Here is a 12,388-nt window from a genome sequence, read left to right as displayed (position 1 = left end):
TAACATACTCATCCTTTAAAGTGTACTGGTATTGTATAAACTGAGAATTCTCCTCCTTTTGTCGATCGGCATTGCGCGCTTTCCCCACGCAAATGCGCAGGGTGACTGGTTCAAACGTTTTGTAAAAAAGACAGTTTCAGATACGACTGCTCCGGGCGAGCCGAGTTTCCGCATTTACCCAACTTTGGGGTATTCCCCGGAGACGAGCTTCGAGTTCGGATTATCGTCGTTGCTAATTTTTCAGGCAAAAAAAGATACGCTCAACCGGCTCAGCGAGGTGCAGGCGTTCACCTTTGTGACGCTGGAGGCACAGTATGGTATCTGGCTTGATAATGCCATCTATGGAGATAAGGATAAATGGTTTTTTCTTGGCCGGACCCGTTTTCAGCGGTTTCCCTTGCTGTATTATGGCATCGGTCCGGAAACGCCCGACAAGGATCCCGCTTTGATAGACGCTAATTATCTGCTTTTAAGACAAAGGGTTTTACGGAAAATTGTGCCCAATCTGTTTGCTGGTCCGGAGATAGACTATCAGCAACTCTACAACACGCATTTCGAGCAGCCCGATGATCACTTTTACGAAAAGCCCCTGGGAAGCGACGGCGCGCGGAACATTGGTTTTGGCGCGGCGCTGGTTTATGACAACCGGCACAATGTACTGAATGTAAGGAAGGGTTTCTTCGGTGAGATATCATTTCTCAAATACAGCCCGGCACTCGGCAGCAACCAAAACTTCCGTTCGATCAACGTGGATGTGCGCGGCTCACACCCTACCAGCATTCGAAATGTGCTCGCCTGGCAGGTGTACAGCAGTTTCAGCGCAGGGAATGTGCCTTTCAACCAGCTTGCGTTGATGGGCGGCGAAATGATTATGCGCGGCTATTATTACGGCAGATACCGGGATAAGGGAATGATCGCTACGCAAATAGAGCACCGGTGGCTTCCTTTTGGTTTCAGCAAACGGTTCGGGGCTGTTGCATTTGCCGGTACCGCCGTGGTAGGCCCCCGGATTTCAGAGCTTTCTTTAAAACACATCAAACCTGCCGGCGGAGTAGGGCTGCGTTACCTGTTGTTTCCTAAAAAAGACATCTTCCTGCGTCTGGACGTAGGTTTTACCAAAGACGGGCCGGGCTTTTACCTCTTTACCGGAGAAGCTTTTTAGTACTTCAATCCCGATGTTTGTAACCAAATGCAACCACAAATAGCAGCACCCCAACCAGACCGAGGGCGATCGAAAGCGAAGTGAGTTCTGCAATAATGCCAATCAAAGCAGGCCCTGCCAGTTGACCGGAATAACCAAGGATTGTTACTGCTGAAAGTGCGATGGATGGAGGAATGCCGGGAATACGTCCCGCAGCGGTAAAAAACACGGGGACTACATTGGCAGCGCCCAATCCTACCAGCACGAAGCCGAGTAAGGCAGTTGCGGCCCATGGCGTGAGTACGGCGATCAGAAAGCCAAACCCTGCCAGCAAAGTTCCGTAAAGCACTACCTTGGCGGGGCCAAGTTTGTGGATCAGGCCATCGCCTGTGAGTCGCATAATGGCCATAGCAACGGAAAATGCAGCATACCCCATTCCCGACAGCGAAGGGTCAAAGTTGCGGGAGAACTGCAGAAACACAGCACTCCAGTCTAACAGGGAGCCTTCCGCCAGGAAGATGATAAAGCACATAATTCCCAGTACCAGGACGGGGCCTTTCGGGAGCACAAAATTACTGCTATCCATTTTGGCTTCTTCGGAATGCGGCAACAGGTATTTGATCTGCGTGGAGGTAATGACGACCAGCAATGCCGAAATACTGCCCGCCGCCACATTGGGAGACAATCCTGCTTTAATCAGAAAACCCAGCCCGATAGCACCTATCAGCCCGCCGACACTGAACAAGCCGTGAAAAGAAGACATAATATGTTTGCCGAAACGTTCCTGGACAAGAACGGCCTGGGCATTCATCGCGACATCGATCGAGCCGATTCCGGCGCCGAAGACAAACAAGGCCGCAGCCAGTTGGTAGGAAGTTGTGGTGAGCAGCAGGATAGGCAGTATCGCGGCAATCACCATAGCGGAGGTAAATGCAACATTACGGCTACCGTATTTGTTGATCAGAAAGCCGGCGACGGGCATTGTGAGGATTGCGCCGGCACCCAATGATAACAAAACCACACCCAGGTCAGCGTCATTCAATGCAAGTCGTATTTTAGCAAAAGGTACCATCGGTGCCCAGCTCGACAAGCCAATCCCGCATACAAGAAAAATAAGTAAAACAGCTCTGCGAGCATTGGCAATCTTCGACTTTTCGTCCATTTGAGTAAATTGAATAGCATCGCAATTTAACGGGAATTTTCATAGAAGCCGTTGCATTCAATTGGATTGACTGGCTTGAAAATATGATGAAATATGTATTTTTGAGTAAAACGGATTTTTATGAATAATTGGCAGGAGAGGATTAGTATCGATCAGGGGATACGGTTTGGCAAACCGTGCGTCAGAGGTACGCGCATTGCTGTTTTGGATGTGTTAGGTTGGCTGGCGAATGGTATGTCTTATGAAGAGATTTTGGAAGAGTTTCCGTCTTTGACCAAAGAAGATATTTTAGCAGCCCTGGCATTTGCAGCAAATCGGGAAGAAAATACTAAGATTTTGATTTCTGCCTGATGAAATTACTCTTTGATGAAAACCTTTCTTATAGAATTGTAAAAAAAGTAAGTCGAATTGCTCCTCGCAGTTTGCATGTCAGCAGAACCGGTTTAGAAGTACCCGCTAAGGATACAGATATCTGGGATTATGCGAAATTGAATAAATATGTGGTCGTTTCTTTTGATGAAGATTTTCAGGATCTATCCAGTTTATATGGATTTCCGCCTAAGGTTATTTTGTTAAAATTGGGAAATTCTTCAACCCAAGCGATAAGCGAAGTGTTATTCGCTAAATGGGAGGAAATTAAGCTCTTTTATCAGCCAGAAGCAGCGGGAGTTCTTGAAATATTTTGAAGAAAAAACGGTTGCCTGATCAAACAAGCAACCGTTTCGATTTTTTTAAATATTCTTCTTCTTACTTTCTTTCACAGCAAAATCAACCGCGCGGGCTGTCAGCGCCATGTAGGTGAGCGACGGATTAACGCAGGAGGCAGAAGTCATGGATGCGCCGTCTGTGACAAATACATTTTTCACCGCATGAAGCTGGTTGTTTCCATTTAAAACCGAGGTTTTAGGGTCGCGGCCCATTCTAGCCGTTCCCATTTCGTGGATCGCCATGCCCAGGTAAGAGCCATTGTCATAGGTTTTTACATTTTTAACACCCGATCTTTCAAGCATTTCGGCGGCATCGTTCATCATATCCACACGCATTTTCTTTTCGTTTTCGCGAAGATCAGCATCGAAAACGACAGTCGGGATGCCGAATTTGTCTTTCTTTTCTTTGCTCAAATACATGTAGTTATCATGGTACGGTAATGTTTCACCAAAACCTCCAAAGCCCATTGTCCAGTTTCCCGGCGTCGTAAGCTCTTCTTTGAAATCGGCACCAAATGCCAGTTCAGCAACATTTCGCTGCCAGCCCTGGCGTCCTCCGCCACCCTGGTACCCGAATCCACGCAGGTAATCACGCTTGTCGGAACCGATATTGCGGTAACGCGGAATGTAAATTCCGTTTGCGCGGCGGCCAAAATAGTACTTATCCAGGTCGCCTTCCCAAACACCACTCGCTCCCGTACGGAAATGGTGGTCCATCAAATTATGTCCCAGTTCACCCGAATCGTTGCCCATTCCATTCGGGAACCGGTCGGAGGTTGAATTTAACAGCAATGCGGCCGAAGCGATGGCGCTGGCGCATACGAAAATGAGGCCTGCAAAGTATTCTTTTTCCTGTAATGTTTTGGTATCCACAACCCTTACACCGGTAGCACGGCCACCGTCTTTTTTGCCGTCGTAAATAATTTCACGCACTGCAGAATCCGGGCGAAGCGTTAGCAATCCTGTTTTTACAGCAGGCGGTAGCGTGCTGGACTGGGTACTGAAATATGCTCCGTAAGGACAGCCCAGCGAGCAGCGGTTGCGGTACTGGCATGGAGAGCGGCCGCCTTCCAGCTGTATTTTAGTCGGCTGGGAAAGATTGGCTACGCGGCCAATGGTCATGTTCCGGCCCGGAAATTCTTTCTCAAGACGCTTCCTGACTTCCTTTTCTACGAAATACATGTCCATTGGAGGCAGGAATTCGCTGTCGGGAAGTTGCGGCAGGCCCAGTTTTTCACCAGAAATACCCACATGTTTTTCAACATAAGAATACCAGGGCGCAATGTCTTTATATCTGATCGGCCAGTCTACGGCAATGCCATCTTTCAGGTTGGCTTCAAAATCAATGTCGCTCAGTCTGTATGACTGTCTGCCCCACATAATGGATTTACCTCCGACAATATCGGGACGGAACCAGTCGAAGCGTTTTTTCTCTTCGTAAGGGGCATCCATATCATTCATCCAATACTTTGCCGTGTTCTCATTGTAGGGATAGTCCCGGGAGAGGAAAGGATGGGTTTCTTTTTGTTTGATGGTAAGGCGTCCGTTGTATTCCGTTTCCCAGGGCGCTTTCAGTGCATTTTCGTAACCGGTAACGTGTTCCAGGTTTTTCCCTTTTTCAAGCATCAGGACTTTTAATCCTTTGGCAGTCAGCTCTTTCGCGGCCCAGCCCCCCGAAACTCCTGATCCGATTACGATAGCATCGTAGGTAACTTCTTTTAATGCGTCAATATTAAGATTCGCCATTTTGAAATTTTTTAATAGTAGGGTATAGGATTAAAGTGCCCAGCTTTTCTGGCCCTTTGGCATCGGCCAGGATCCGTCGAAACGTCCGGGAATAGGCAGGTAATCAAGCGCTTGCGTTGCCCCGATTTCAGAGGTAAAGTAACCCGTGATGGTCAATCCCTTCATTTGCAGGAAAAATGGCTTGTCTGCTACCGTTGTCTTCTTGATGATTTCGATTTTCTGGGTCTGGTCCAGTGAAGCGAAACTTTTGGAATAAGTTTCTTTGCTGAGCGCATCGACCTTTTCCAGGCTGGCGTAAAATTTCTTTTGCTCGTCGATAGGAAAGCAGTCGCGCATAACTCGGGTTATGAATTTTTCAGCGCCCGCTGCTTTGGCGCCTGGGGTACCCGTGGAAGGGATGATCACGTCGGCAACTTCGGCAAGCAGTGCCTCCTGACCTTCTGAGATTGATATCGAAGGCCCAAAATTCAATTTTTCCCCCATAATACCCGCCATAAGCGGGGCTGACAAGGTACCTCCCATCAGGAAAGTTATTTTTTGAACAGCTTCTCTACGGTTCATGGAATAGGATTATTAATGGTGAAATACAAAAAGCTATAAATGATCTTTAAATATAACACTGATCCGCGATTGATCCGCCAACTATGCAGCAGCATACCCAAAATTTCCGAACGTTAACCGGATAGTGCCGCTGGCTCATCAGATGATGTCAAAGCCGGTCTATGACACCATATTTGATTCATATTCTAAACCGAAACTAAATATCGCGTCAGATCTCCCCGGTCTGAGCTTAGTTTAAAGGTTAAGTAATAGAGGAACGTTGAGTAAATAATGCGAATAACTTCCCTGAATTTTCAGGGAAGTTATTTTTTTGCCTTTTACCTCTCTTTGTTTTTGCGCTATTTTTGTCCGGTCACTTCTGGCAATCTGTTATTTTACTCATATTAATTTCAATAATCATATGGAATTCAGGCAGTTAGGCGGATCAGGGTTAAAAGTGCCAGTATTGAGTTTCGGGACAGGAACCTTTGGCGGCGGAGGCGATTTTTTTAAAGCATGGGGAAACACGCAGGTCGACGAGGCATCCCGCCTTGTAAACTTATGTGTAGATTCCGGGATAAATTTCTTCGACACTGCAAATGTTTATTCTCAGGGTAGGTCGGAGGAAATTTTGGGAAAGGCGATCATCGGTATGAGAGATAAAATCATTCTTTCTACCAAAGCTACCTTCAAAATGGGTAGCAAGCCCAATGACTTTGGCTCTCCCAGATTTCATCTGATAAAGTCTTGTGAGGATAGCCTGCGCAGGTTGCAAACCGACTATATCGATATTTATCACATGCACGGTTTCGATGGTGTAACACCTATTGAAGAAACTTTGAGCGCGTTAGATGATATGATCCGCGCCGGCAAGATCAGATATATAGCCTGCTCGAACTTCTCAGGCTGGCATTTAATGAAGTCACTTTCCGTTTCCGAACGTTACGGCTGGGCAAAGTACATTGCGCACCAGGCACATTACTCGCTGTTAAGCAGGGAGTTTGAATGGGAACTCATGCCGCTGGCGCTGGACCAGAAGGTCGGGACCATCGTATGGAGTCCGTTGTCTGCGGGGAGGCTGAGCGGTAGATACCGGAGAAACCAGCCAATTCCAGCCGACGGGCGTATTGCTCAGGGAGGAGGAGAAGGACCGGCGATTCCAGAGGATTTTTTCTTTGATCTGATCGATGTCATCGACGTAATTGCTGCTGAAACGGAAAAAACAGTCGCTCAGGTAGCCTTGAACTGGCTGTTGCAGCGCCCTACGGTAAGCAATATTGTAATCGGCGCCAGAAATGAAGAGCAACTAAAACAGAACCTCGGTGCAGTCGGTTGGAACCTTACCCCTGGCCAGGTGAAGAAACTGGACGAGGCCAGCGAGAAGTCACCTATTTACCCGTACTGGCATCAGCGCAAAAACCCGGATCTGAACCCCCTGCCCGATTTTTACGGCAAGCTTTCTGAGAAATGAGCTGGTGATGCTATTTTGATTCGGGTATAAATAACTTGTGCTGTATTGCGTAAACGATCAAATCGGTTGTGCGTTTTACTTTCAACTTATCCATCACACTACGGTGGTAGTACTGCACAGTATGTACACTTAGTTTTAAGTCGTATGCTATTTCTTTGATGGTATTACCACCGCAAACCCGCTGCAAAACCTCATTTTCCCTGGGTGAAAGGTGCAGCGTAGCGCTGTCGTTTGTGAACACGCTATGAATAAGCGAATTTTTCAAAGAATTTCCAATGTACTGATTACCAGACTTTACGGTATCTATGCATTCTTTCAGTTCTTCGAATGTAGTCTGTTGAGAGAGAATTCCATGCACACCCCGCTTAATTGTCAGTTTGATATTTTGAATATCGCTGATTTCGGAAAAGACTATAATTTTAAGGTTTTCAGGAAGCCGGTTCCGGCTAATTTCAAGCAACTCGTGGCCCTCTTTTGCGGTCGTTTCCAAATCCATAATCAGTATCTCAGGAGGAGTGATTATTGCTTCGCTCAAAAAGTCATCTCCGGACGTATATGTGTTGACTTCACTGAATTCCGGCATAAGTAAAAGAAGGCCTCGCAAAGCATCAATCAGAAGTAAATTTTCATCTACCAGGGCAATTTTCATAAGGTGCTAAATAAAACTATTGGTTTTCAATGGTTATCTAAAAAGTGGTCAGGCATGCAGAATTTGGCCTGAAAATCGCCGCCAACTTGTGATTTTTGATAGACCTCGCATACACTGCGTGAGGTGTTTCCATGAATTTTACCGAAAATAATCTAATTAATCTGATTAATGTTCCTATCAGTTGCAAAGATGTTACTTGATTTTTTCTTGTAGAGATAATTAATTCTACACTCCCTATAAATTGGGGGTTTTGGTATAGTAATAATATGCGGGTTTATTTTGAGCTAATTATGGATAAATTTGCAAATAACTCATATTTGAAGGCCTCAAATAGTTGTAGAAGTAGAATTGATTCTGTAAATTTTTTTAACTCAAATCTTTCATCACCAACCCAAACCAGCATAGAGAAGACTTTACATCCAAACAGATAGATTCGGTGAAATTATCATTTTAAGCTGTCAAAATTTTTGATGCAGCGCGTTTCTGACAGCAGATTAGAATGGTAAGGCTTCGGTTTCTCGAAAGAGAGCAATGGTAAGCGGATCTTCGTCTCGCACTTCTTCCAGTCGAGATCGTTCCATCCCAAAAAATATAATCATTCGTATTCAGGTATGTACCAGTTGGTCTACCTGGCAACAGGATACTCATGTTCACATCTTTAATCACATTTTTGTATGAAGCATTACGTTACGAATAGTTTTAATTATAAAGTCAGGGCAGCATGGGCCGCCCTTGGACTGGCATTTTTGCTAACCCTATCCTCGGGAAATAAGACATTTGCACAGGTTTATGCAGATGAGGAAGGTCCATCGGATATCATTAATTGTGCCTTACTTGGCTGCGGATCCTCTGAGGTTTCATCTCCCGGAGCGGCAGCGGACGGATCGGACTCTGATCTAACAAAAGCAACTTTGCGTTCGTGGAAAGCGATACTTGGGACAACCGGAAGCAATGTTTATACGACAATTAGTTTTGATGAAAATGTGCCCGCCGGGAAGACTGTTTATGTTAGAATCGATCCCCCAACAGCGACAGGATTACTGACAAACCTGCTTGGAATAGTGAGTCTCTTTTCCGAAAACAGAATCACTGCGCAACTGAGAAGTGGTGCGAGCGCGGTTTCCCAGGGTACCGCTGTGGCAACTCAACCTGCGAGGATTGTGACTGATGCCACGGGCACTAAATTCTATATCGCCGTAACGCCTACCAGTAACAGTTCTACATTTAATGCGGTTCGGATAACTGTTGCCGCGCAGGTGCTTGAACTGCTTATTTCTGAGGTGACTTTGAATGTATACAATGCATTCTATTATGAAGATGGCGTGGAAGATATTTGCGGAGTGCCTACTTTCGCGTCACTTGGTGAAGTGGGCGGTGCAGGACTGAATGTCAGCTTGTCTGACGCTGTTTCAACTCCGGAAGCTGCGGTTGATAACGACATTGCAACTGCATCCGGACTTGGTGGTGGAGGAGTGGACCTTACTCTTCTTTCTTCTTTGTCTCAGACTTTGTATTTCAAAAAGACTTCCGCACCTACGGACCAGGCTGTCGTCTATCTGTCGTTTCAAACGGCGCTCGTAAATGCAAATTTGCTGAATGGTCTTACAATCCAGGCATTTAACGGAGCGCAAAGCGCGGGCCCTGCAACAGGGGTTTCTAATCTGCTGAACGCGAATGTGCTCGATCTGATCACGGTGGGCGACGGAGTCAATGCGGGCGTAGTCATTCCGTTCTATTATACACCAACATTGCCTTTCGATCGTATTACCATAAGTCTTGGAAGTGCAGTCAATGTATCTTTATTGGGATCTACGGGAGTAAGAATTTTTGGAGCCGGTCAGGTTACTCCGAAACCGACGCTTAGCTCGGAGATTGTTTACCAGTTTTCAGGTGCTACTCCTTCCGTTACCGCCAGCGTCTCAACTGGTGATTTGATATACTGGCAGGGGCCTTTGGACGACAGAACGAATCTTACGGCAAATCCTGTCGCTTCGCCCGCTCCGTTCCCAATTCCTGTGTCTGCGAATGGCGACTATGTTGCAGTGTCGGTACAGGGAGCTGAGTGTACACTGAATCCATCCGATTCTACCAGGCTTCGTGTAGTGGTTTTGAACGATATTTCTGATGCGATACCGGCGGGAGTATCTGGAGAGGCTTTCCCGGCAGATGTGTTTATCAGGGCTGCCTCAGACGGTTATGCTGTCACTTACACTACTCCAACGGGTTTGCCCGCCGGAATTGATTTTAACACTACAACCGGTGAATTGCTGCCTAATGGTAATCTTCCAGTCGTAACGGAAACAACAACGTACAATGTTGTGGTTGGTATTCTGGTTGACGGAAATCCTACCGGGCTGACTTTAACTAAAACCATCACGGTTGATCCGAAGCTCTCACTGCCCGGCGGCGTGTTCCCTTATACGATGGAAAATTTGAACACCTATGTGAAAAATATTTCCGAGTCTGTCTCATCAGGTGGAAATGGCTCGGCAGCAGGTGGCCGCACAGGAGCAACGCTTGAATATTCATTGACTGAACCAGGCGCACGAATTGCAGCAGCCCCATCCGGTTTTTCTATGTCCGCAAATGGAGACCTGAACGGAGATCCATCTGCTGCTGGTGAAGATGACTACGATTTTACCGTGTATGTTACCGATGGCATCCAAACTGCCTCTGCAACTTACATACTGCGAATCGTTGATCCGCTTCCAGTTACACTTGTAGATTTCAAAGCAACAGCAGAAGGTACCACAGCATCCTTGTCGTGGTCAACTTCCGAGGAATCAAACAGCGATCGCTTTGATGTTGAACGCAGCCAGAATGGAAAAGTATGGTCGAAAATCGGTTCAGTAAAATCAAATACAGAGAGCAAAACGACCCAATACTACAATTATTCAGATGCAAGCCCGATCGGTGGACGGAATTTCTATCGCCTGAAAATGGTTGACCTGGACGAAACGTTCAATTATAGCCGCATCATTGAGGTGAAGTTTGAGAACATGTCGTTTGTTTCACCTAATCCAATCAAGGCAGATGAAAATCTGAAAATTACATTAACCGATTGGTCAAATGTGAAAACTGTTAAAGTGATCAATACGGCAGGTAAGACTGTATTCGAAAGCTCGAATGCCCTTTCAACAGGTATTAGCACCAGAAATCTGGCAGCGGGGGCGTACGTCGTCAAAATAGTGCAGAATGATGGGACTGTGCTTACCCACAGGTTTGTAAGACAATAGCCTTGTTGAACACGATACACATTCAGACCGCTGGGACAATCCCAGCGGTCTGTTTTTTTATCCGGCAGTAGCAATTCGACCTGTATAGTATGAGTTTGATATTTCATATTCTATATATTTGCGAAGCGTGTTTCGTAATAAACCACCTTTAGCACACCAATATGCCTGGAAGAAAGAGTAAAAGAGGTAAGTGGAAAAAAGTTCTTATCCCCTTGCTTAAATGGGTAAGCGCACTGGTTCCAGTATGCGCATTCATTTACTTATTATACTATTATAAGCAGTTTGATTTTTTGAAGGAAAAGCCAGTAGTCGTTTCCAAAACCGAAGTGCTGGGAAGTACTGACTCGCTCAGCTCGATTTCCTCACGCAATAAAGAAGAGCTGCTAAAAAAAATTAAAATACAGGACAACGAATGGCGGTCGGTCGGTGGCGTTGCGATTCACAATTTGACCGTTGTGAATGGTACCAGCAAAGCCTTATCCAGCGTGGAGGTCCAGTTTAAATACTTGTCTGAAACACAGTCTGTGGTAACTTCCAAGATCATCACCATCAAAGCTGCGGCTCCAGCCAACAAATCGACGAAAGTATCGGATGTAAGTGTTGGATATGTAAGCCCGAGTGTGGTGGGTTGCGATACGGAGGTTGTGAGTGCTAAATTTTGAATGGATTCTGTGGCGTAAATTCCTCACAGTCACACAGTAGCAGGCATAGATAGCTGGTATGATATTTTCTGGATCTCGGTTATAAAAGAACCTGACTAGACAGAAATCATGGCACAGCTCGTCCAGAATCTATATTGGCTACTTCCCTACATTACTATCGGATTACTAATGCTTGCAACTGTAACGGGGGTGTGGCTGATCACTCAGTTAAAGAAGAACAGCGGATATCAAGGCTTTGCAAGCGGAGATCGTTTGTTTATGAAGCGGAACGCTTCGAGATTACGAAAAATGCAACTTCACTGATGATAGTCGATAACTAAATAAAAAACATCCCGGATGCAATGTATCCGGGATGTTCGATTTTACTCAACGTTATTGAAAATCAGTTGCTGATTTTCAAATACAAACTTAACAAATTGTTAATTTAGAACCTAAGTTTTCGGTTAATAATTACACTGGTTACCCGTTCAACTATCAGAATAGTTATGATAAGAAGTAACTTTCTCCTTAGCGGTTCTGCTCGGCATTCGCCTCTACCAAATCGATGAATTTTTGGAGATCCTGGGCTGAATACTGAAATTTATCAGTCTTTTCATACTCAGAGAAAACAGAAAGCATCCGGTTGTATTTGACCATACAAGAGCTGTTGTGAGATTTGAGCTGTTTGCCTTTATACTCTCCATGCTCGTCCATCCGGTCTACTAAATAAGACATCATATAATAATACATTCCATTATCTTCGTCGAAGCCTTCGAATTCAAGGGCTGACAGGTTTAGGCTGTTCTTTTCTTCATCAGTAAGCAGGCGGACTGAATCGTTGATCCGCCCATACATTTTCATAATGTCCGAAATCTCATTGTACACACTAATCGGCACTTCTTCGTACAGCGTATTGAATACTTTAGGATAAAGGCCGGTATATCCTTTTTCAAGGATTTCGATCCTTTTTTCGTTAACCTCTTTCTCTTTTTCATCACCGAGCAAAGCCAGGAGCCTGCATTGATTGATTAAAAGCTGGCGTTCGAGCAAGGGAATACTTTCAGGGATCATCTTCTGGACGGACATAATTTTTGC

The 12,388-nt window shown here is 45.6% G+C and carries 11 protein-coding genes; 6 read left to right on the top strand and 5 right to left on the bottom strand.

Features of this window, described 5'->3' with window-relative positions; all coding sequences use genetic code 11:
• Positions 1–31 precede the first annotated feature (31 nt).
• Positions 32–1,162, top strand: a complete 1,131-nt coding sequence (locus tag FXO21_RS02065) for a BamA/TamA family outer membrane protein (protein WP_225865532.1) — start codon at positions 32–34, stop codon at positions 1,160–1,162.
• A 4-nt stretch (positions 1,163–1,166) separates the two neighbouring features.
• Here the strand turns inward: FXO21_RS02065 and FXO21_RS02060 are convergent, their stop codons facing one another.
• The gene (locus FXO21_RS02060) at positions 1,167–2,303 is read right to left on the bottom strand and encodes an MFS transporter (RefSeq protein WP_149638539.1); all 1,137 of its coding nucleotides are present in this window, start codon (positions 2,301–2,303) and stop codon (positions 1,167–1,169) included.
• A gap of 120 nt (positions 2,304–2,423) precedes the next feature.
• Here FXO21_RS02060 and FXO21_RS02055 point away from each other — a divergent pair, with 120 nt between their 5' ends.
• Entirely contained in the window at positions 2,424–2,654 is a 231-nt protein-coding gene (locus FXO21_RS02055) for a DUF433 domain-containing protein (protein ID WP_149638538.1), read from the top strand.
• The gene (locus tag FXO21_RS02050) at positions 2,654–2,989 is read left to right on the top strand and encodes a DUF5615 family PIN-like protein (protein WP_149638537.1); all 336 of its coding nucleotides are present in this window, start codon (positions 2,654–2,656) and stop codon (positions 2,987–2,989) included. Before FXO21_RS02055 ends, FXO21_RS02050 begins: the two co-directional genes overlap by 1 nt.
• Before the next feature lie 45 nt (positions 2,990–3,034).
• On the opposite strand, the gene FXO21_RS02045 is transcribed toward FXO21_RS02050, so the two are convergent.
• Together FXO21_RS02045 and FXO21_RS02040 are read right to left on the bottom strand one after the other, a co-directional pair.
• Positions 3,035–4,756, bottom strand: coding sequence for a GMC oxidoreductase (locus tag FXO21_RS02045; protein WP_149638536.1), 1,722 nt, complete (start codon positions 4,754–4,756; stop codon positions 3,035–3,037).
• Positions 4,757–4,786: 30 nt separating this feature from the next.
• On the bottom strand, positions 4,787–5,317 hold the full coding sequence (locus FXO21_RS02040; RefSeq protein ID WP_149638535.1) for a gluconate 2-dehydrogenase subunit 3 family protein: 531 nt from the start codon (positions 5,315–5,317) through the stop codon (positions 4,787–4,789).
• A 400-nt stretch (positions 5,318–5,717) separates the two neighbouring features.
• On the opposite strand from FXO21_RS02040, the gene FXO21_RS02035 reads away from it, so the two are divergent.
• On the top strand, positions 5,718–6,767 hold the full coding sequence (locus FXO21_RS02035; RefSeq protein WP_149638534.1) for an aldo/keto reductase: 1,050 nt from the start codon (positions 5,718–5,720) through the stop codon (positions 6,765–6,767).
• A gap of 10 nt (positions 6,768–6,777) precedes the next feature.
• Here the strand turns inward: FXO21_RS02035 and FXO21_RS02030 are convergent, their stop codons facing one another.
• A complete protein-coding gene (locus tag FXO21_RS02030) occupies positions 6,778–7,416 on the bottom strand; it encodes a LuxR C-terminal-related transcriptional regulator (protein ID WP_149638533.1) in 639 nt (212 codons plus the stop codon).
• A 674-nt stretch (positions 7,417–8,090) separates the two neighbouring features.
• Between FXO21_RS02030 and FXO21_RS02025 the strand changes: the two genes are divergently transcribed.
• Together FXO21_RS02025 and FXO21_RS02020 are read left to right on the top strand one after the other, a co-directional pair.
• Positions 8,091–10,652 (top strand): T9SS type A sorting domain-containing protein, encoded by a 2,562-nt coding sequence (locus FXO21_RS02025; RefSeq protein ID WP_149638532.1) that lies wholly within the window; start codon positions 8,091–8,093, stop codon positions 10,650–10,652.
• A 161-nt stretch (positions 10,653–10,813) separates the two neighbouring features.
• On the top strand, positions 10,814–11,314 hold the full coding sequence (locus tag FXO21_RS02020; protein WP_149638531.1) for a hypothetical protein: 501 nt from the start codon (positions 10,814–10,816) through the stop codon (positions 11,312–11,314).
• A 507-nt stretch (positions 11,315–11,821) separates the two neighbouring features.
• Here the strand turns inward: FXO21_RS02020 and FXO21_RS02010 are convergent.
• Complete coding sequence (locus FXO21_RS02010) at positions 11,822–12,379, bottom strand: YfbU family protein (protein WP_225865531.1); 558 nt, start codon at positions 12,377–12,379, stop codon at positions 11,822–11,824.
• Positions 12,380–12,388 lie beyond the last annotated feature (9 nt).

The sequence above is a fragment of the Dyadobacter sp. UC 10 genome (assembly GCF_008369915.1).
Classification (GTDB): domain Bacteria; phylum Bacteroidota; class Bacteroidia; order Cytophagales; family Spirosomataceae; genus Dyadobacter.
Note: the sequence above shows the minus strand (reverse complement) of the source record. Positions and strands in the feature narration are given on the sequence as shown.

Coding starts and splice junctions, on each gene's coding strand:
- FXO21_RS02040 (WP_149638535.1), bottom strand. CDS start 5,317: ATGAACCGTAGAGAAGCTGTTCAAAAAATAACTTTCCTGATGGGAGGT.
- FXO21_RS02025 (WP_149638532.1), top strand. CDS start 8,091: ATGAAGCATTACGTTACGAATAGTTTTAATTATAAAGTCAGGGCAGCA.
- FXO21_RS02045 (WP_149638536.1), bottom strand. CDS start 4,756: ATGGCGAATCTTAATATTGACGCATTAAAAGAAGTTACCTACGATGCT.
- FXO21_RS02030 (WP_149638533.1), bottom strand. CDS start 7,416: ATGAAAATTGCCCTGGTAGATGAAAATTTACTTCTGATTGATGCTTTG.
- FXO21_RS02010 (WP_225865531.1), bottom strand. CDS start 12,379: ATGTCCGTCCAGAAGATGATCCCTGAAAGTATTCCCTTGCTCGAACGC.
- FXO21_RS02050 (WP_149638537.1), top strand. CDS start 2,654: ATGAAATTACTCTTTGATGAAAACCTTTCTTATAGAATTGTAAAAAAA.
- FXO21_RS02035 (WP_149638534.1), top strand. CDS start 5,718: ATGGAATTCAGGCAGTTAGGCGGATCAGGGTTAAAAGTGCCAGTATTG.
- FXO21_RS02060 (WP_149638539.1), bottom strand. CDS start 2,303: ATGGACGAAAAGTCGAAGATTGCCAATGCTCGCAGAGCTGTTTTACTT.
- FXO21_RS02055 (WP_149638538.1), top strand. CDS start 2,424: ATGAATAATTGGCAGGAGAGGATTAGTATCGATCAGGGGATACGGTTT.
- FXO21_RS02020 (WP_149638531.1), top strand. CDS start 10,814: ATGCCTGGAAGAAAGAGTAAAAGAGGTAAGTGGAAAAAAGTTCTTATC.